The sequence below is a fragment of the Citrobacter sp. MGH110 genome, from assembly GCF_001037515.1.
GTDB lineage: Bacteria > Pseudomonadota > Gammaproteobacteria > Enterobacterales > Enterobacteriaceae > Citrobacter > Citrobacter portucalensis.
The window spans coordinates 736,020-754,782 of sequence record NZ_KQ089831.1 but is presented as its reverse complement, the minus strand read 5'-3'; the positions used below and the strand labels follow the sequence as shown (position 1 = coordinate 754,782).

Genomic DNA, 18,763 nt, shown 5'->3' with positions numbered 1-18,763 from the left:
ATTTCACCGATAACCTCCGCATTTCTTGCACAATCTTCAACGTCACGCTGAGAATTGAGTATTATTGTGCCAAGTTGTCGTGAAGGAACCCTCTATGAAGCAAATCCGTATGCTGGCGCAATATTACGTCGACCTGATGATGAAGTTAGGTCTGGTGCGCTTTTCGCTGCTGTTGGCGCTGGCTCTGGTCGTGTTGGCAATTGTGGTGCAGATGGCTGTCACCATGGTGCTGCATGGCCAGGTAGAAAGCATTGATGTTATCCGCTCTATCTTTTTTGGTCTGTTAATTACCCCCTGGGCCGTCTATTTCTTGTCTGTGGTGGTGGAGCAACTTGAGGAGTCCCGGCAACGCCTGTCACGACTGGTACAAAAGCTGGAAGAGATGCGCGAGCGAGATCTCAAGCTCAATGTGCAGTTGAAAGATAATATTGCCCAGCTCAATCAGGAAATTGTTGAGCGTGAAAAAGCCGAAGCAGAGCGCCAGGAAACATTCGAGCAACTGAAGGTTGAAATCAAAGAGCGCGAAGAGGCGCAGATCCAGCTTGAGCAACAGTCTTCCTTTTTACGCTCTTTCCTTGATGCCTCGCCGGATCTGGTTTTTTATCGCAATGAAGATAAGGAGTTTTCCGGCTGTAACCGTGCCATGGAGCTGCTGACCGGCAAAAGCGAAAAGCAGCTGGTGAACTTAAAACCGGCTGACGTTTACTCTCCTGAAGCGGCTGAAAAGGTGATTGAGACCGACGAGAAGGTGTTCCGCCATAATGTTTCGCTCACCTACGAACAGTGGCTGGACTACCCGGACGGGCGCAAAGCCTGCTTTGAAATTCGCAAAGTGCCTTACTATGACCGCGTAGGTAAACGACATGGTCTGATGGGCTTTGGGCGCGATATTACCGAGCGTAAGCGTTATCAGGATGCGCTTGAGCGCGCCAGCCGCGATAAGACCACCTTTATTTCTACCATCAGCCACGAGTTGCGCACCCCGCTTAACGGCATTGTCGGCTTAAGCCGGATCCTGCTGGATACGGATCTGACCGCGGAGCAGGAAAAATATCTGAAAACAATCCACGTCTCTGCTGTGACGCTGGGGAATATTTTCAACGATATTATCGACATGGATAAGATGGAGCGACGTAAAGTCCAGCTCGATAACCAGCCGATCGATTTCACCAGCTTTATGGCGGATCTGGAAAACCTCTCTGGCCTACAGGCGCAGCAAAAAGGGCTGCGCTTTGTGCTTGAGCCGACGTTACCGCTGCCGCATAAGGTCATTACCGACGGAACGCGTCTGCGTCAGATCCTGTGGAATCTGATCAGCAACGCCGTGAAGTTTACCCAGCAGGGGCAGGTGACCGTGCGGGCGCGCTATGACCAGGGGAATATGCTGCATTTCGAAGTTGAAGATTCCGGCATCGGCATTCCGCAGGATGAGCAGGATAAAATCTTCGCTATGTATTATCAGGTGAAGGACAGCAACGGCGGTAAACCGGCTACGGGGACAGGGATTGGTTTGGCCGTGTCGAAGCGTCTGGCGAAAAACATGGGCGGTGATATTACGGTTTCCAGCCAGGCAGGAAAAGGGTCCATCTTTACGCTGACTGTGCATGCGCCTGCGGTAGCGGAAGAGATTGAAGATGCTTTTGAAGACGATGAAATGCCGCTGCCAGCCCTGAATGTGCTGCTGGTAGAAGACATTGAGCTGAACGTTATTGTTGCGCGCTCCGTGCTGGAAAAATTAGGCAACAGCGTGGATGTCGCGATGACCGGGAAAGCCGCGCTGGAAATGTTTACGCCGGGTGAATATGACCTGGTGCTGTTGGATATTCAGCTACCGGATATGACCGGTCTGGATATCTCGCGGGAGCTCACGCAAAAATACGCCCGTGAAGATCTGCCACCGCTGGTTGCACTCACCGCCAACGTACTGAAAGATAAAAAAGAGTATCTGGACGCAGGCATGGACGACGTGCTGAGTAAGCCGCTGTCGGTTCCGGCGCTAACCGCCATGATCAAAAAATACTGGGATACCCGAAACGAAGAGGAGAGCACTGTGACATCTGAAGAAAGCAGTAAATCGCAAGCGCTGTTAGATATTCCTATGTTGGAACAATACCTCGAGCTGGTGGGACCGAAGTTAATTACCGACGGGCTGGCGGTGTTTGAGAAGATGATGCCGGGATATTTGAGCGTGCTGGAGTCCAACCTGACGGCACGGGATAAAAAAGGTGTTGTTGAGGAAGGCCATAAAATTAAAGGCGCAGCAGGTTCAGTGGGGCTGCGTCACCTGCAACAGCTTGGTCAGCAAATCCAGTCGCCGGATCTTCCTGCCTGGGAAGATAACGTTGCTGAATGGATTGAAGAGATGAAGCAGGAGTGGCAGCACGACGTGGCAGTATTAAAAGCCTGGGTGGCGAGTGTGGAAAAAAAATGACCCCGGCTTGACCGGGGTGCGCGAATACTGCGCCAACACCAGGGAAATCGTGGCTGCGCCGTAAATTATTATCATTGTTTACAAGGGCGCAGCCCTAATTTTCAGGCCGCACGCAGTTAAGATAGCAAATCTTAAATAATTTGTTACATGAATCAGTTAAATGTGTGAAGCGTAGCATTTAAATCATAATAACTAATATGTTTCAGCCAGTTGAGAAAGGAGTATTACGATGAAAAAAGTGGGTGTAGTGCTCAGCGGATGCGGCGTGTATGACGGTGCAGAGATCCATGAAACTGTTCTCACGCTTCTGGCCATTGCCCGCAACGGTGCTCAGGCTGTCTGTTTCGCACCTGATAAACAACAAGCGGATGTGATTAATCATCTGACCGGCGAGTCGATGCTGGAAACTCGCAATGTGCTAATTGAAGCCGCGCGTATCACACGTGGCGATATTCGCCCACTTGCGCAGGCAGTCTCATCGGAACTGGATGCGTTGATCGTGCCGGGTGGGTTTGGTGCGGCCAAAAATCTGAGCAATTTTGCCAGTCAGGGCAGCGAATGCCGGGTTGACAGCGATTTAGCCGCGCTGGCGGTGGCCATGCATCAGGCGGGTAAGCCGTTGGGGTTTATGTGCATTGCGCCTGCCATGTTACCTAAAATTTTTGACTTCCCGCTGCGTCTGACCATCGGCACTGATATCGACACGGCAGAGGTGCTGGAAGAGATGGGCGCTGAGCATGTGCCTTGTCCGGTTGATGACATTGTCGTCGATGAAGACAACAAAATCGTCACCACGCCTGCCTATATGCTGGCGCAGGACATCGCTCAGGCTGCGAGTGGCATCGATAAACTGGTATCGCGTGTGCTGGTGCTGACCGAATGAGAAAAGGAGTAACCGCCTTTCTGCGACGTATTTTTCTGCGGGTGGTGGTTGTCCTCGCCGTATTCTGGGGCGGGGGCATCGCACTTTTCAGCGTGATGCCTGTGCCTTTCTCGGCGGTAATGGTCGAGCGACAGCTGGGCGCATGGCTGTCCGGTGATTTCGGCTATGTGGCGCACTCGGACTGGGTGAGCATGGATGAGATCTCACCGTGGATGGGACTGGCGGTGATTGCTGCAGAGGACCAGAAGTTTCCAGACCACTGGGGGTTTGACGTCACCGCCATAGAGAAAGCGCTGGCGCACAATGAACGCAATGAAAACCGCATTCGCGGGGCGTCGACGTTATCGCAACAGACGGCGAAAAACCTCTTTTTGTGGGATGGACGTAGCTGGGTGCGTAAGGGCCTTGAAGCCGGGCTAACGCTGGGTATGGAAACCGTCTGGAGTAAGAAACGTATTCTGACCGTCTATTTGAATATCGCCGAGTTTGGCGATGGGATATTTGGCGTGGAGGCGGCGGCGCAACGGTATTTTCATAAACCGGCCAGTCGGTTGAGCCTGTCTGAAGCGGCCTTGCTGGCGGCAGTATTGCCCAATCCTTTGCGTTTTAAGGCGAATGCGCCTTCTGGTTATGTGCGTAACCGCCAGGCCTGGATTATGCGCCAAATGCGCCAGTTAGGTGGTGAGTCGTTTATGCGGGAAAATAAGCTGTATTAGCGTAGTTATTGCCGGATGCGGCGTAAACGCCTTATCCGGCCTACTGGCTACGTTCTGTGTACTCGATTAATCTTCATCAAACCCTGAATTAAACAGGGCAATCACTGCGGCCAGGGCTTCTACTTCCTGTGGTCCCGTGGCTTCGACTTCTATCTGACGCCCTTTGGCTGAATCCAGCATCAGCAGAGCGATCACGCTGTTGGCCTCGGCTTCCGTTCCTTCATCATTACGCAGCAAAACTTCTGCTTCGAAACCCTGCATCAATTCAAACAGTTTCATCGCTGGGCGGGCATGCATGCCCAGCTTATTGGTGATTTCAACGGTTTGCTTCACGGTCATGATTTACGTTTTTCCAGCGTACGATGGCGTGACTGCACGTTTTTACCGCGTGAGCGGAAGTAGTCTGCCAGCTGCTCTGCAATATACACCGAACGGTGTTTCCCGCCGGTACAGCCGATGGCTACGGTAAGGTAGCTACGGTTGTTGGTCTCCAGCATGGGTAACCATAGCTCAAGATAGCTGCGAGTCTGGTAGATAAAATTGTGTACTTCTGTGTGCCTGTCGAGGAATGCGGCGACAGGGCGGTCAAGACCGGTCATTGGGCGCAGCTTCGGATCCCAGTGTGGGTTAGGCAGGAAGCGCACGTCAAAGACGTAATCCGCATCAATCGGGATACCGTGTTTGAAACCAAAGGATTCGAATACCATCGTCAATTCACGTTCACGTTTACCCAGCAGTCGGGTACGTAACATTTCTGCCAGTTCGTGTACGGACATTTCGGAGGTATCAACGATCAGGTCAGCGCGAGAGCGTAGAGGCTCCAGCAAATCGCTTTCCTTATCGATAGCGCTTTCCAGAGACAAGTTCTTGCTGGAGAGCGGGTGTAAACGGCGCGTGTCGCTGTAGCGACGAATCAACGTGTTACGGTCTGCATCAAGGAACAGCAGCTGTGGTGAGAAACCCTCGGGCAGATTATTCATTGCCTGCTCGAAAATTTCCGGGGACTCAGGCATGTTGCGCACATCAATGCTGACGGCCGCAGAAATCTGGCGATCGGCCAGTGTACGAGCCAGATCGGGCAACAGCACTACGGGAAGGTTATCCACGCAGTAAAAACCCATATCTTCCAGCGCACGCAGGGCGACAGATTTACCTGACCCTGAACGGCCGCTGACGATCATCAGTACCATGTACTGTTTCTCCTCACAACGACAAAAAAGGATGCCATTGGGTTGTTATGCTTCATCCTGTCCACCTTCGGTGTCCGTGATGATTTGATACAACTCCTGGTCACTCTGCGCGGCGCGCAGACGACGACAGATGGTTTTATCTGCCAGACGTTTTGCGACCAGTGACAACGTATGCAAATGCGTCTTGGTTTGGTCTGCCGGGACCAGCAGGGCGAAAAGCAGATCGACAGGTTGATTATCAATGGCGTCGAAGGCGATGGGTGTTTCGAGTTGAACAAACACACCAACCGCGCGCATCGTGTCTTCTTCCAGCTTTCCGTGCGGGATTGCAATACCATTACCGATGCCGGTACTGCCCATTTTTTCACGCGTCAGAATGGCTTCAAATACCACCTGAGAAGGCAGGCTAAGCTGTTTTGCCGCAAGTTCGCTGATGATTTCCAGTGCGCGTTTCTTGCTTTGGCAGTGAACGCCTGCGCGTGTACATTCCTGGTTAAGAACAGTGCTCAGTTGTAGAGTCGTATCGTTATTTGTCATAATTTCACCTAAGCGCTAACTGTACAAATGGCCCGTTGTGCTACACAACAGGCCGTCCTGCACCCGCTAACTGCCCGGACAAGTTAGTGCTGTTTCAGTTTATCTTTATGTTTTGTTAACTGCCGAGCCAGTTTATCAATTAAACCGTCAATGGCGGCGTACATATCCTGACCTTCCGCGCTGGCATGAATTTCGCCACCGTTCACATGCAGTGTTGCATCCGAGATATGTGTAACCTTCTCCACTTTCAACACAATATAGACCTGATTAATCCGGTCGAAATATTGTTCGAGCTTGGCAAATTTTGTATTCACAAAATCGCGCAGGGCTTCGGTGATTTCGACGTTGTTTCCAGTGATGTTGAGCTGCATAGTGTCTTCCTTATCGGTTGGGTCACACCAGCTGTTTGCGCTGGTTAGACGGCGGAATGGATAAAGACTCTCGGTACTTCGCAACGGTGCGGCGTGCCACCATGATACCCTGTTCTGACAGCATAGAGGTTAACTTGCTGTCACTCAGCGGTTTCGCGGGGTTTTCCGCAGCAATTAATTTCTTCACCAGCGCACGGATAGCTGTGGATGAGGCTTCACCTCCGCCTTCAGTGTTAACGTGACTGGAAAAGAAATACTTCAATTCAAAAATGCCGCGCGGACTGTGCAGATACTTTTGCGTGGTCACACGGGAAATGGTCGATTCGTGCATCTCGACGGCCTGGGCGATATCCGCCAGTACCATCGGTTTCATATACTCTTCGCCTTGCTCAAAGAAGGCTTGCTGTTGCTCCACGATGCAGCGACTGACGCGCAGCAACGTATCATTGCGGCTTTCCAGGCTTTTAATCAGCCACTTCGCATCTTGCAGATTGCTACGAATAAACTGGCTGTCGGCATCGTTACGCGCGCTATTGCACATGGCGGCGTAGTGCTGGTTAATCTGTAAGCGCGGAATGCTGTCGCCGTTGAGTTCGACCACCCAGCGATCGTTATGCTTACGCACCAGCACATCCGGAATGACGTACTCCGGCTCGCCGGTCTGGATCGATTGCCCAGGTCTTGGATCCAGCGACTGAATAAGATTGACGGCTTCTTTCAGCACGTCTTCTTTCAGCCGGGTCACGCGCATCAGGGAGCGGAAGTCATGGTTGGCTAACAGATCGAGGTGATCGCTGATGATCAGGCGCGCTTCTTCCAGCCACGGTGTGGCTTTATCAAACTGCGAAAGTTGGATCAGTAAGCAGTCACGGAGATCTTTGGCGGCTACGCCAACGGGATCAAAGCGCTGAACGCGTTTAAGCACGGCTTCGATTTCGTCCATACCGACGTCGTCATCGCCCATGCTTTCGAGAATATCGTCCAGGGTCACGGTGAGATAACCGGTTTCGTCTACCGCATCCACAATGGATGTCGCAATGGCGCGATCGGTATCCGAGAACGGGGTCAGTTCCACTTGCCACATCAGGTAATCTTGTAGTGATTGCGTGGTCTCACCCTGATACACAGGCAGTTCGTCGTCGATGTAATCTCCGCTGGTGCCCGAAGGCGTCCCGGCGGTGTAAATTTCATCCCAACTGGCGTCAAGCGGCAACTCCTCAGGCATCTCTTTTTGTTCGAGAGCATCTGCGGTGTCGAGGGTTTCGCTGTCCTGTTTTTCCTGGGTATCAATTTCGTCGTGAAGATCGGTTTGCTCGAGCAGTGGGTTACTTTCCAGCGCTTGCTGAAGTTCTTGCTGAAGTTCCAGCGTGGACAGCTGCAACAGACGGATAGCCTGTTGTAGCTGAGGCGTCATCGCCAGTTGTTGGCTAAGCCTGAGTTGCAAACCTTGCTTCATGTTCAGAGTTGTTTTCTCCTGCAGTGACGTGAAGTCTTCTACCCTATCAGAGTCTGAAGTCTTCCCCAAGGTATACGCGCTTAACGTGCTCATCCTGCAGTATTTCTGTTGGCGTGCCGTGCGCGATCAGGTGTCCTTGACTTACGATATAGGCGCGCTCACACACTGCCAGCGTTTCGCGGACGTTGTGGTCGGTAATCAGCACGCCAAGGCCGCTGTCGCGCAGGTGTTCGATGATCCGTTTAATATCAATAACAGAAATCGGGTCAACACCGGCAAACGGTTCATCCAGCAGGATAAATTTCGGATTAGCGGCCAGTGCGCGAGCGATCTCCACGCGGCGTCGTTCACCACCGGAGAGCGACTGACCTAAGCTGTCACGCAGGTGCTCGATGTGGAATTCTTCCATCAGCTCGTTGGCGCGATCTTCCCGCTGCTCGCTGGTCAGATCGTCACGAATTTGCAGCACCGCCATCAGGTTATCAAACACGCTCAGGCGACGGAAAATAGACGCTTCCTGCGGTAAGTAGCCGATGCCGCGACGCGCGCGCGCATGCAGAGGCAGCAGACTGATGTCTTCGTCATCAATGATAATGTTGCCCGCATCGCGCGGGACAATGCCGACTACCATGTAAAAGGTTGTTGTCTTGCCTGCACCGTTAGGACCGAGCAGACCGACGATCTCCCCGGAGTTGACGGTCAGACTGACATCTTCAACCACACGACGGCCTTTATAGGCTTTTGCAAGGTTCTTTGCAGTTAATGTTGCCATAACGAATCAGTTACCTTTTTTCTCTGCCGGAGCCTTGTTTTTGTCCTGCAACTGCGACGGAACCAGAACGGTGGTGACGCGTTTGCCTTTATCGCTGAAGGCCTGCATTTTCTGCTCTTTTACCAGATAAGTGATCTTATCGCCCGTGATGTTGCTATCGAGCTGTTCCAGATACGCCTTGCCGGTGAGAACGACAAAGTCTTTCGCCAGTTCATAGTGCATCTGAGAGGCGTGGCCTTTTACCGGTTTACCGTTGTCCTGCATCTGGTAAAACGTCGCTGGATTGCCATAGCCATCAATCACTTCTTTGCCGTCTTCACCGCCAGGACGGGTCACGACGACTTTATCGGCGTTAATTTTGATGGTGCCCTGAGTCACAATCACGTTGCCAGTAAACGTCACCACGTTGCCCTGCATATCCAGGGACTGCTGGTCCGATTCAATGTGAATCGGCTGCTCGGTATCGCCGGTGACGGCAAATGCCGGAATGCTGGCGGCCAGAAGTGAGCTGGCAAGTACAAGATTAAGGCTGAGTTTGTTTGTTTTGGATTTCATATGAGGTTCTAACCTTTTCAATCAGCTCGGCGTTCTTGCTGCGTAAGTTGCCGCGCATCTTCAGTCCGCTGGAGTTAAATGTTGTGCCATACAACGTCACCAGATCATCGGAAGTGACGTCTTGTGTCACCAGGTTAATCTGCGCGTTATCGGTCGTAATTCTGCGTAGTTGAGAGTCAGGCACCAGGGCGTTAACCTCAACATGGCCGTACAGATACAGCATCCGATCGTTGGTCAATTTGGCTTTGTCGGCCTTGATCGTCCAGGTCGGTACTTTATCCTTATCAAACGTGGTTAATACTGGTTGAGTAAACCACGAAACCGCTTGTTCCGAATAATATTCAACGTGTTGTGCGATCAAGTGATAGCTCAGCGCGCCTTCCGGACTATACACGACGGTATCAGTATGTTCGCTCTTATAGGTTGGCTCGTTGTTATTGACGACGACCTGAGTGGTGTCATCTTTGTCTGCCAGATTAATACCAATCATCACAAGGACAGCCAGCGACAGTAGAATGATAACCCAACGTCTGGTTTTGCTCATATCGATTGCCCTTTGGCCTCGTCCAGTTTGCCCTGCGCCAGGAGTAATAAATCGCAGACTTCACGCACAGCGCCACGTCCCCCATCAATGTGGGTGACATAATCAGCTCGCGGGATCAGCAAAGGGTGGGCATCTGCCACCGCGACGCTTAATCCCACTTTAGCCATCACCGGCCAGTCGATCAGGTCATCGCCAACGTAGGCGACATTCTCCGGCGCGATCGCCAGTTTGCTAAGGAGATCGCCAAAGGCAACCAGTTTGTCTGACTGCCCCTGATACAGGTGGGTGATCCCCAAAGTGGCACAGCGATCTTCTACAAGTTTAGCCTTTCGTCCGGTAATAATGGCAATCTCAATACCGGAAGTGAGCGCACAGCGAATTCCGTAACCATCACGGACGTTAAAAGCCTTCAGCTCTTCACCGTTGTTGCCCATATAAATCAGACCATCAGACAGTACGCCATCCACATCCAGGATCAGCAAACGGATGTTTTCTGCCCGGGTGATAACGTCTGCGCTGACGGGTCCATAACAGGTCGCAAGCGACGCACCTGCTTTACTCATTTTCGTTATCCTTGAGTTTCTTACACTACACCTGCACGCAGCAGATCATGCATATGTAACACACCGAGTAATTGGTCGCCATCAGCAACCATTACCGAGGTGATATGGCGGGACTGCATTAAGTTCAGGGCATCGACGGCAAGAATACCCGGACGCACGCGAATGCCTCCAGGGGTCATCACATCGGCAATGCCTAACTGGCGTACATCAACGCCCATATCGAAGACACGACGTAAATCGCCATCGGTGAAAATACCGTCAATCTTCATGGCATCATCGCAAATGACGGTCATGCCGAGATTTTTACGCGTGATCTCAATTAAGGCGTCACGCAGGCTGGCGTTTTTGGTCACATGCGGGATCTCGTCGCCCGTATGCATAATATCGTTAACGCGCAGTAAAAGCTTACGGCCCAGTGCGCCACCGGGATGAGACAACGCAAAATCTTCCGCGGTAAAGCCGCGCGCTTTTAATAATGCCACCGCTAGGGCATCGCCCATCACCAGTGTTGCTGTCGTACTGCTGGTCGGTGCCAGACCTAACGGACAAGCTTCCTTGGGCACTTTAACACACAGATGCACATCTGCCGCACGCGCCATACTGCTTTCAGGACGACCGGTCATGCAGATAAGCGGTACATGAAGACGTTTTAATACCGGGATCAGCGCCGCTATCTCATTGGATTCACCGGAGTTAGAGATGGCGATGACCACATCCTGCGGCGAGACCATACCCAGATCGCCATGTGCGGCTTCGCCTGGGTGTACAAAAAATGAGGGGGTGCCGGTGCTGGCAAATGTGGCTGCCATTTTCCGCCCGATATGGCCGGATTTCCCCATTCCCATCACCACCACTTTGCCCGGGCAGCTGAATATTTTCTCGCATGCGAGGGTAAAATTTTGGTTGATGTACTGATCAAGCTCCGCCAGGCCTTCACGTTCAATTGCCAGGACTTCCTTGCCTGCTTGCTGAAAGTCAAAACCCGGTTGCAACTCTAAGTGCGACATAATGCGTTTCCAGTTATCCAACGAGAAGTGGCGATAACCAATACAGCATCGCCAGCCATATGATAAAACCGCCGGTCAGCAGCGCACCTGCGCCGCGACCAATCTGGCGCGGACGTCGCCAGCAGAGTAGTGCAAAAATCACGCTCACCAGCAGCATGACGCTATAGTCACGGGTGAAGGCCATCGGATTGACTTCACCCGGCGTAATCAGCGCCGGTAGCCCGAGGACGATAACGATATTAAAAATGTTTGCGCCGATAATGTTACCGACGGCAATATCGTTTTCACCTTTACGCAGACCCGCAATCGCTGTTGCCAGCTCAGGCAGGCTGGTACCAATGGCGACCACTGTCAGCCCGATAGTAAGTTCGCTCATGGCGAAATAGTTCGCCAGTACGGTAGCGTTATCCACCACCATACGTGTTGCCATTGGCATGATTATCAGCGCAATGCCCAACCACAAAAATGCGACCGGTAATCCGCCTTCGCGCGGCAGCTCAGCTATCTGCTCACGCGTCAGGCTGTCATTGCCTTGTCGCTCGGCCAGACGGGCAATTTTAACAATGAATAGCAGCCATAGCACGGCCAGAAGCAGAAGAAAGAAACCGTCGCTGCGGCTTAGCTGCCCGTCATACAGGACGGATGCAGCTAAAATACTTACCAGCAACATTAGCGGTAATTCACGACGCAGAACATCAGAATGCACGGTAAAAGGATGAATCAGCGCCGACAGGCCTAAAATAAGCAGAATGTTGGTGATGTTAGAACCGATGGCGGTCCCGACAGCCAGATCGAGTTGCCCATTCATCGATGCGGCAACGGAGACAATTATCTCGGGTAACGACGTACCCATGCTGACCACGGTCATTCCGATGATAATGGGAGGAATACCGAAGTTTCGACATAAAATGGATGCGGCAAATACCAGACGGTCGGCACCGTAGACCACCAGAAGTAAACCAATTATTAACAGCGCCGTCGCTAAAAGCATCTAAAGTCCTTTCTTCAGGTATACTCGCCGGTCCACTTGAAGGATCTTCTGGAAGCCGTAACGAAGTCTTAATTTTGACTTTATGCGGCTAAAAAGTAAAACAAATGCCAGCTTTCGCTAACCAGGACAGGCAATAATCTGTAAATATGTTGAGTTCATGGCTAAATTGAGCGCCAAACTCTTCGATCAACGAGGCAATAGTAAAGGATGAATCAATGGGGCAGTCTGTGGCGAATCTAGTCGATATGCGCGATGTCAGCTTTTCCCGGGGTGACCGCTGCATCTTTGATAATATTTCCCTGACGGTACCGCGCGGTAAGGTGACGGCGATCATGGGGCCATCAGGCATCGGCAAAACGACGCTGTTGCGTCTGATTGGCGGACAGATCCCCCCGGATAAGGGCGAGATCCTGTTTGACGGTGAGAACGTCCCGGCCATGTCTCGTTCGCGTTTATTTACCGTGCGTAAGCGCATGAGTATGCTGTTTCAGTCTGGTGCGCTATTTACCGACATGAATGTGTTTGACAACGTCGCGTACCCTCTGCGCGAGCATACGACGTTGCCAGCGCCGTTGCTGAAGAGCACGGTGATGATGAAGCTCGAGGCCGTCGGCCTGCGGGGTGCGGCCAAATTAATGCCTTCTGAATTATCCGGTGGGATGGCGCGTCGCGCCGCGTTAGCACGTGCTATCGCGCTGGAGCCAGACCTCATCATGTTTGATGAGCCGTTCGTCGGCCAGGATCCCATCACCATGGGCGTTCTGGTGAAGCTGATTTCAGAACTGAACAGCGCGCTGGGCGTCACCTGTGTGGTGGTATCCCATGATGTGCCTGAGGTACTGAGTATTGCGGATTACGCCTATATAATGGCGGACAAAAAAATAGTGGCCTACGGTAGTGCTCAGGCACTACAAGAAAATGCCGATCCGCGCGTACGCCAGTTCCTGGACGGCATTGCCGATGGACCGGTTCCGTTCCGTTACCCGGCGGGCGACTACCACATCGATTTACTCAAAACAGGGAGTTAAGCCACCCATGTTGTTAAATGCGCTGGCATCACTCGGACATCGGGGAATAAAAACCCTCAGGACGTTCGGGCGAGCCGGATTAATGTTGTTCAATGCGGTTGTCGGCAAGCCGGAGTTTCGCAAACATGCGCCGCTGCTGATCCGCCAGCTCTATAATGTCGGTGTCTTATCGATGCTGATCATTATTGTTTCTGGCGTGTTCATCGGTATGGTGCTGGGGTTGCAGGGATACCTGGTGCTGACGACCTACAGCGCGGAAACCAGCCTCGGTATGCTGGTGGCACTGTCATTGTTACGTGAGTTGGGACCGGTTGTTGCGGCGCTGCTGTTTGCCGGGCGGGCCGGGTCGGCCTTAACCGCAGAAATTGGCCTGATGCGGGCGACCGAACAGCTTTCCAGTCTGGAGATGATGGCCGTCGATCCACTGCGCCGGGTGATTTCCCCACGTTTTTGGGCTGGCGTCATTTCATTGCCGCTGCTGACGATTATTTTTGTCGCAGTGGGTATCTGGGGTGGTTCACTGGTTGGCGTAAGCTGGAAGGGTATTGATGCAGGCTTCTTCTGGTCGGCTATGCAAAATGCCGTCGACTGGCGTCTGGACCTGGTTAACTGTCTGATTAAGAGCGTGGTGTTCGCCATTACGGTCACCTGGATTGCATTGTTCAATGGTTATGATGCGATCCCGACCTCTGCCGGGATTAGCCGGGCAACGACACGCACCGTTGTGCACGCCTCTCTTGCCGTTCTGGGGCTGGATTTTGTGCTGACCGCACTGATGTTTGGGAATTGAGTTCATGCAAACGAAAAAAAATGAAATTTGGGTCGGGTTATTCCTGCTGGTTGCGCTGCTGGCAGCGCTGTTTGTTTGCCTGAAGGCGGCGAACGTTACCTCAATGCGTACTGAGCCGACTTACACGATTTATGCGACCTTTGATAATATCGGCGGCCTGAGAGAGCGTTCTCCGGTGCGGATTGGCGGGGTGGTAGTTGGACGCGTATCGGACATCTCGTTAGATCCGAAAACGTACCTGCCGCGCGTGACGCTGGAAATCGAATCGCGTTTTAACCATATTCCTGACACCAGTTCTCTGAGCATCCGTACTTCCGGTCTGCTGGGCGAACAGTATCTGGCATTGAATGTGGGTTTTGAAGATCCTGAGCTGGGAACGTCTATCCTCAAAGATGGCGGTACGATTCAGGACACGAAATCCGCGATGGTGCTGGAAGATATGATTGGTCAGTTCCTTTACAACAGCAACAGTAAAGGTGATGACAATAAGAATTCTGGCGATGCGCCAGCCGCAACTGACGGCAATAATGAAGCCACTACGCCTGCGGGCGCAACGAAATAATCTCAGGAGAATCGACGTATGTTTAAACGATTGATGATGGTGGCTATGCTGGTGATTGCCCCGCTTAGCGCAGCAACTGCAGCCGACCAAACGAACCCGTACAAACAGATGAATGAGGCGGCGCAGAAGACATTTGACCGTCTGAAGAATGAACAACCTAAAATCCGCGCAAACCCGGATTACCTGCGTCAGGTTGTCGATCAGGAACTGTTGCCATACGTGCAGGTTAAATATGCGGGTGCGCTGGTACTGGGGCGCTACTACAAAGATGCGACCCCTGCTCAGCGTGAAGCCTATTTTGCCGCATTCCGTGAATATCTGAAGCAGGCCTACGGCCAGGCTCTGGCGATGTACCATGGCCAGACTTATGAAATTGCACCAGAGCAACCGCTGGGTGATGCGACCATCGTGCCTATCCGCGTAACCATCATCGATCCAAACGGTCGTCCTCCGGTACGTTTGGATTTCCAGTGGCGTAAAAACTCCCAGACCGGTAACTGGCAGGCTTATGACATGATTGCTGAAGGCGTAAGTATGATCACCACCAAACAAAATGAGTGGAGCGACCTGCTGCGTACCAAAGGTATTGATGGCCTGACGGCGCAGCTGAAATCTATTGCTCAGCAGAAAATCACTCTGGAAGAGAAAAAATAATGACGCAGTCACTCACCTGGTCGCGTGAAGGTGACAAGCTGGTGCTGGTGGGGGAGCTGGATCAGGACGTGTTAAACCCATTATGGGATGCGCGAGTTGAGGCGATGAAAGGGGTATCCTGCATCGACCTGAACCAGGTATCCCGGGTAGATACCGGCGGTCTGGCGTTACTGTTGCATCTGATTAATCAGGGCAAGCAGCAGGGAAACAGCGTTTCGCTCACTGGTGTTAACGATAAAGTGTACACGCTGGCGCAGCTTTACAATCTGCCTGACGACGTCCTTCCGCGTTAATTTTTCCAGGCCGGATAAGGTCTTGTGCCGCTATCCGGCAAAACCCCTGAGGGGGATCTGCCACTAAAGCCTTGTCTGATTTATCAGCGAGGCTTTTTGCTTATTTATGACAGCGCCACTTTGCTCTAAGATGTTGGGCTGTTTTCACTATCTGACGAATGAAGAGCCCATGGAAAATAATGAAATTCAGAGCGTGCTGATGAATGCACTCTCCCTCCAGGAAGTCCACGTTTCTGGCGACGGCAGTCACTTTCAGGTTATTGCCGTGGGTGAGATGTTTGAAGGCATGAGCCGGGTCAAGAAGCAGCAATCGGTCTATGGCCCGTTGATGGAGTACATTGCGGACAACCGCATTCATGCCGTGTCGATTAAGGCGTTTACCCCAGCGGAATGGGCGCGCGATCGCAAACTTAACGGTTTTTGAGCTACGGGTGATGTGCCGGTAGCGAAGATAAATTCTTAACAGAGAACAGAATAATGGATAAATTTCGTGTTCAGGGGCCAACTAAGCTCCAGGGCGAAGTCACAATTTCAGGCGCTAAAAACGCCGCACTGCCGATCCTGTTTGCGGCGCTGCTGGCTGAAGAACCTGTAGAGATCCAAAACGTCCCGAAACTGAAGGACGTTGACACATCAATGAAGCTGCTGAGCCAGCTGGGTGCGAAAGTTGAGCGTAATGGTTCTGTGCACATCGATGCGCGTGATGTGAACGTCTTCTGTGCGCCGTACGATCTGGTGAAAACCATGCGTGCATCCATTTGGGCGCTCGGGCCGCTGGTTGCCCGCTTTGGTCAGGGCCAGGTTTCACTGCCGGGTGGCTGTACCATTGGCGCGCGTCCGGTTGACCTGCACATTACCGGCCTGGAGCAGTTAGGCGCGACTATTAAGCTGGAAGAAGGCTATGTGAAGGCGTCCGTTGATGGCCGTCTGAAAGGCGCGCATATCGTCATGGACAAAGTGAGCGTCGGCGCGACGGTCACTATCATGTGCGCAGCAACGCTTGCCGAAGGCACCACCATCATCGAAAACGCTGCGCGCGAGCCGGAGATTGTGGATACCGCGAACTTCCTGATTGCGCTGGGCGCGAAGATCACGGGTCAGGGCACCGATCGTATTACCATCGAAGGCGTTGAGCGTCTTGGCGGTGGTGTTTATCGCGTTCTGCCAGATCGTATCGAAACCGGTACCTTCCTGGTGGCGGCGGCAATTTCTCGCGGCAAGATTATCTGCCGTAATGCACAGCCGGACACGCTGGATGCCGTTCTGGCGAAGCTGCGTGATGCGGGTGCGGATATTGAAGTGGGTGATGATTGGATCAGCCTTGATATGCACGGTAAACGTCCGAAAGCGGTCAATGTGCGTACTGCACCGCATCCGGCGTTCCCTACCGACATGCAGGCCCAGTTTACATTGCTGAACCTAGTGGCAGAAGGGACCGGCTTCATCACGGAAACCGTGTTTGAGAACCGCTTTATGCACGTGCCTGAGCTGAGCCGTATGGGCGCTCACGCAGAAATCGAAAGCAATACCGTGATTTGCCACGGCGTGGAAACGCTCTCTGGCGCACAGGTTATGGCGACCGATCTGCGCGCATCTGCAAGCCTGGTGCTGGCAGGGTGTATTGCTGAAGGTACGACGGTAGTCGACCGTATTTATCACATCGATCGCGGCTATGAGCGCATCGAAGATAAACTGCGTGCGCTGGGCGCAAACATTGAGCGCGTGAAAGGCGAGTAATCGTCAACGTCTCTTGTAACCCCCAGTTCAGTTGGCCGGGGGTTACAGCTCAATGTTCATTCCGGATTCTTTTTCTCTCTGCGACTCCTCATCATCCGCGTTCTGTCGATGAACTCATGCGTTTTGGCATCGTGATAGCGTGACGGCCAAATCACCCAGGGGTCAGTTCCCAGTGCCCGGGCGATAATCAACTCACCTTTTGGCCATGGTCTCGTTAACGCATTGGCCAGCGTTGATGAACTCAATCCATTTTTACGTGATTCAGCGGCCATTGAGGTCCCTTTCTTGCGCAGTCCGGCGATGATGTCGGCCGGATGCCAGTCAATCAGCTTGCTTTCCATCAATTCATCTCTCCTTTGGTTAACGGCTTACGGTTTCACGATCGGTTGTGCCGACACTATAACGCCCGAAGAACGAATGTTCTAAAATGTTCATGTAAAGTGTGTGTATATTCAGAATATGCCAAGGTTCTGCGTGATTATCTGGAGGGGGTAAATTCTTACTGGAACTTATAAGAAAATCCCGTGCAGGGCACGGGATGAGGGAGGATGCTGTAGGGAATTAACGGTCGCGCTGCACGGCGATATGTGCCAGACCAATCAGCGCTTCTCTCCACGGCGTATCGGGCAGCACTTGAAGCGCAGCGATGGCTTTATCAGCCTCTTCTTCTGCCCGCTGACGGGTCCATTCCAGAGACCCACAGGCGTTCATCGCTTCCAGAACCGGTTCCAGAAGGTGACGACCATTACCTTGCTCAATGGCCTGGCGGATCATTAGCGCTTGTTCTGGGGTGCCGTGGCGCATGGCATGCAACAGTGGCAGCGTTGGTTTACCCTCGTTGAGGTCATCACCGACGTTTTTACCCAGCTGCTCGCCATCTGCGCTGTAATCCAGCAAATCGTCAATTAACTGGAAAGCGGTACCGAGATAACGGCCATAATCCTGCAACCCTTTTTCTTGTTCTTCGCTACAGCCAGCCAGAATACCTGAACATTGGGCTGCCGCTTCAAACAAACGCGCGGTCTTACTGTAGATGACGCGCATATAGTTTTCTTCGGTGATGTCCGGGTCGTTGACGTTCATCAACTGCAAGACTTCACCTTCGGCAATGACGTTGACTGCTTTCGACATGACTTCCAGCACTTTCAACGAGCCAAGGCTGGTCATCATCTGAAATGCACGGGTATAGATAAAATCGCCAACCAGCACGCTGGCCGCATTACCAAACGCCGCATTTGCCGTAGCTTTCCCACGGCGCATGTCTGACTCATCCACAACATCGTCGTGCAGCAGGGTCGCTGTGTGGATAAACTCGATGAGGGCCGCAATCGTAACGTGCGCATTTTCCTGGTAACCAACGGCCCGCGCGGCGAGGACGGCGATCATTGGGCGAATGCGTTTTCCGCCGCCGCTAACGATGTAGTACCCCAGTTGATTGATCAACTGAACGTCGGAATTGAGCTGTTCAAGGATTGTCGCATTGACCCCCGCCATATCTTGCGCGGTTAACTCATTGATTTTTTCTAAATTCATCGCAAAAGCCGGGCTTCTCGCCCCGATTACCTTACTGTGTGGGAAGGTAACGTCGGGTTTAGGGTTATAAATATATGCTGATTGTACTGAAAAAACGCCGTAGATAAACGTTACCGTACGTGTTGTGTTTTTTTTCTTCATGTATTGACG

The 18,763-nt window shown here is 52.4% G+C and carries 23 protein-coding genes; 10 read left to right on the top strand and 13 right to left on the bottom strand.

The genetic code is table 11. The features are described 5' to 3' along the window. The first annotated feature begins 94 nt into the window (after positions 1-94). The 3 genes from arcB to mtgA all read left to right on the top strand — a co-directional run bounded on the left by arcB (position 95) and on the right by mtgA (position 4,030). On the top strand, positions 95-2,431 hold the full coding sequence (gene arcB, locus SK38_RS19635) for an aerobic respiration two-component sensor histidine kinase ArcB (protein ID WP_020996355.1): 2,337 nt from the start codon (positions 95-97) through the stop codon (positions 2,429-2,431). Positions 2,432-2,660: 229 nt separating this feature from the next. Further along, positions 2,661-3,314, top strand: coding sequence for an isoprenoid biosynthesis glyoxalase ElbB (gene elbB / locus SK38_RS19630; RefSeq protein ID WP_048236855.1), 654 nt, complete (start codon positions 2,661-2,663; stop codon positions 3,312-3,314). Continuing rightward, complete coding sequence (mtgA, locus tag SK38_RS19625) at positions 3,311-4,030, top strand: monofunctional biosynthetic peptidoglycan transglycosylase (protein ID WP_003828772.1); 720 nt, start codon at positions 3,311-3,313, stop codon at positions 4,028-4,030. Before elbB ends, mtgA begins: the two co-directional genes overlap by 4 nt. A 66-nt stretch (positions 4,031-4,096) precedes the next feature. Here the strand turns inward: mtgA and npr are convergent, their stop codons facing one another. The 11 genes from npr to SK38_RS19570 all read right to left on the bottom strand — a co-directional run bounded on the left by npr (position 4,097) and on the right by SK38_RS19570 (position 12,016). Continuing rightward, positions 4,097-4,369: a PTS phosphocarrier protein NPr gene (gene npr, locus SK38_RS19620; RefSeq protein ID WP_003828770.1), complete on the bottom strand. Its 273-nt coding sequence runs from the start codon at positions 4,367-4,369 to the stop codon at positions 4,097-4,099. After that, positions 4,366-5,220, bottom strand: coding sequence for an RNase adapter RapZ (gene rapZ / locus SK38_RS19615; protein ID WP_003025085.1), 855 nt, complete (start codon positions 5,218-5,220; stop codon positions 4,366-4,368). Before rapZ ends, npr begins: the two co-directional genes overlap by 4 nt. A gap of 45 nt (positions 5,221-5,265) precedes the next feature. Then, positions 5,266-5,757 carry a PTS IIA-like nitrogen regulatory protein PtsN gene (gene ptsN / locus SK38_RS19610; protein WP_003025083.1) on the bottom strand — a complete coding sequence of 164 codons (492 nt, stop codon included), beginning with the start codon at positions 5,755-5,757 and terminating at the stop codon, positions 5,266-5,268. An 83-nt stretch (positions 5,758-5,840) separates the two neighbouring features. Further along, positions 5,841-6,128 (bottom strand): ribosome hibernation promoting factor, encoded by a 288-nt coding sequence (gene hpf, locus SK38_RS19605; protein ID WP_003025078.1) that lies wholly within the window; start codon positions 6,126-6,128, stop codon positions 5,841-5,843. 22 nt (positions 6,129-6,150) lie between these two features. After that, on the bottom strand, positions 6,151-7,584 hold the full coding sequence (gene rpoN, locus SK38_RS19600) for an RNA polymerase factor sigma-54 (RefSeq protein ID WP_048236853.1): 1,434 nt from the start codon (positions 7,582-7,584) through the stop codon (positions 6,151-6,153). Positions 7,585-7,630: 46 nt separating this feature from the next. Beyond that, complete coding sequence (gene lptB / locus SK38_RS19595) at positions 7,631-8,356, bottom strand: LPS export ABC transporter ATP-binding protein (protein ID WP_003828761.1); 726 nt, start codon at positions 8,354-8,356, stop codon at positions 7,631-7,633. A gap of 6 nt (positions 8,357-8,362) precedes the next feature. Then, positions 8,363-8,911: a lipopolysaccharide ABC transporter substrate-binding protein LptA gene (gene lptA, locus SK38_RS19590; RefSeq protein WP_003828759.1), complete on the bottom strand. Its 549-nt coding sequence runs from the start codon at positions 8,909-8,911 to the stop codon at positions 8,363-8,365. Continuing rightward, positions 8,880-9,455 (bottom strand): LPS export ABC transporter periplasmic protein LptC, encoded by a 576-nt coding sequence (gene lptC, locus SK38_RS19585; protein WP_008785932.1) that lies wholly within the window; start codon positions 9,453-9,455, stop codon positions 8,880-8,882. Before lptC ends, lptA begins: the two co-directional genes overlap by 32 nt. Beyond that, the gene (gene kdsC / locus SK38_RS19580; protein ID WP_048236852.1) at positions 9,452-10,018 is read right to left on the bottom strand and encodes a 3-deoxy-manno-octulosonate-8-phosphatase KdsC; all 567 of its coding nucleotides are present in this window, start codon (positions 10,016-10,018) and stop codon (positions 9,452-9,454) included. The genes lptC and kdsC overlap by 4 nt, the downstream gene beginning before the upstream one ends. Positions 10,019-10,038: 20 nt before the next feature. Continuing rightward, on the bottom strand, positions 10,039-11,025 hold the full coding sequence (gene kdsD, locus SK38_RS19575; RefSeq protein WP_003025063.1) for an arabinose-5-phosphate isomerase KdsD: 987 nt from the start codon (positions 11,023-11,025) through the stop codon (positions 10,039-10,041). A gap of 13 nt (positions 11,026-11,038) precedes the next feature. After that, entirely contained in the window at positions 11,039-12,016 is a 978-nt protein-coding gene (locus SK38_RS19570) for a calcium/sodium antiporter (protein ID WP_003828751.1), read from the bottom strand. 215 nt (positions 12,017-12,231) lie between these two features. Between SK38_RS19570 and mlaF the strand changes: the two genes are divergently transcribed. From mlaF to murA, 7 genes are all read left to right on the top strand, one after another. Continuing rightward, positions 12,232-13,044, top strand: a complete 813-nt coding sequence (gene mlaF / locus SK38_RS19565; RefSeq protein ID WP_003828749.1) for a phospholipid ABC transporter ATP-binding protein MlaF — start codon at positions 12,232-12,234, stop codon at positions 13,042-13,044. A 7-nt stretch (positions 13,045-13,051) separates the two neighbouring features. Next, positions 13,052-13,834: a lipid asymmetry maintenance ABC transporter permease subunit MlaE gene (gene mlaE, locus SK38_RS19560; protein WP_003025053.1), complete on the top strand. Its 783-nt coding sequence runs from the start codon at positions 13,052-13,054 to the stop codon at positions 13,832-13,834. Positions 13,835-13,838: 4 nt separating this feature from the next. After that, positions 13,839-14,396: an outer membrane lipid asymmetry maintenance protein MlaD gene (gene mlaD, locus SK38_RS19555; RefSeq protein ID WP_003828747.1), complete on the top strand. Its 558-nt coding sequence runs from the start codon at positions 13,839-13,841 to the stop codon at positions 14,394-14,396. A gap of 18 nt (positions 14,397-14,414) precedes the next feature. Then, complete coding sequence (gene mlaC / locus SK38_RS19550) at positions 14,415-15,050, top strand: phospholipid-binding protein MlaC (RefSeq protein ID WP_008785928.1); 636 nt, start codon at positions 14,415-14,417, stop codon at positions 15,048-15,050. Next, positions 15,050-15,343, top strand: coding sequence for a lipid asymmetry maintenance protein MlaB (gene mlaB / locus SK38_RS19545; protein WP_048236850.1), 294 nt, complete (start codon positions 15,050-15,052; stop codon positions 15,341-15,343). The genes mlaC and mlaB overlap by 1 nt, the downstream gene beginning before the upstream one ends. Positions 15,344-15,512: 169 nt before the next feature. After that, a complete protein-coding gene (ibaG, locus tag SK38_RS19540; protein WP_003025040.1) occupies positions 15,513-15,767 on the top strand; it encodes a BolA family iron metabolism protein IbaG in 255 nt (84 codons plus the stop codon). Between the two features lie 53 nt (positions 15,768-15,820). Further along, positions 15,821-17,080 carry a UDP-N-acetylglucosamine 1-carboxyvinyltransferase gene (murA, locus tag SK38_RS19535; protein ID WP_003839949.1) on the top strand — a complete coding sequence of 420 codons (1,260 nt, stop codon included), beginning with the start codon at positions 15,821-15,823 and terminating at the stop codon, positions 17,078-17,080. A 56-nt stretch (positions 17,081-17,136) separates the two neighbouring features. Here murA and sfsB read toward each other — a convergent pair whose 3' ends face one another. Both sfsB and ispB read right to left on the bottom strand, forming a co-directional pair. Next, positions 17,137-17,421 carry a DNA-binding transcriptional regulator SfsB gene (gene sfsB, locus SK38_RS19530; RefSeq protein WP_003025035.1) on the bottom strand — a complete coding sequence of 95 codons (285 nt, stop codon included), beginning with the start codon at positions 17,419-17,421 and terminating at the stop codon, positions 17,137-17,139. Between the two features lie 220 nt (positions 17,422-17,641). Continuing rightward, positions 17,642-18,613, bottom strand: a complete 972-nt coding sequence (gene ispB, locus SK38_RS19525) for an octaprenyl diphosphate synthase (protein ID WP_003839953.1) — start codon at positions 18,611-18,613, stop codon at positions 17,642-17,644. Positions 18,614-18,763: the final 150 nt, after the last annotated feature.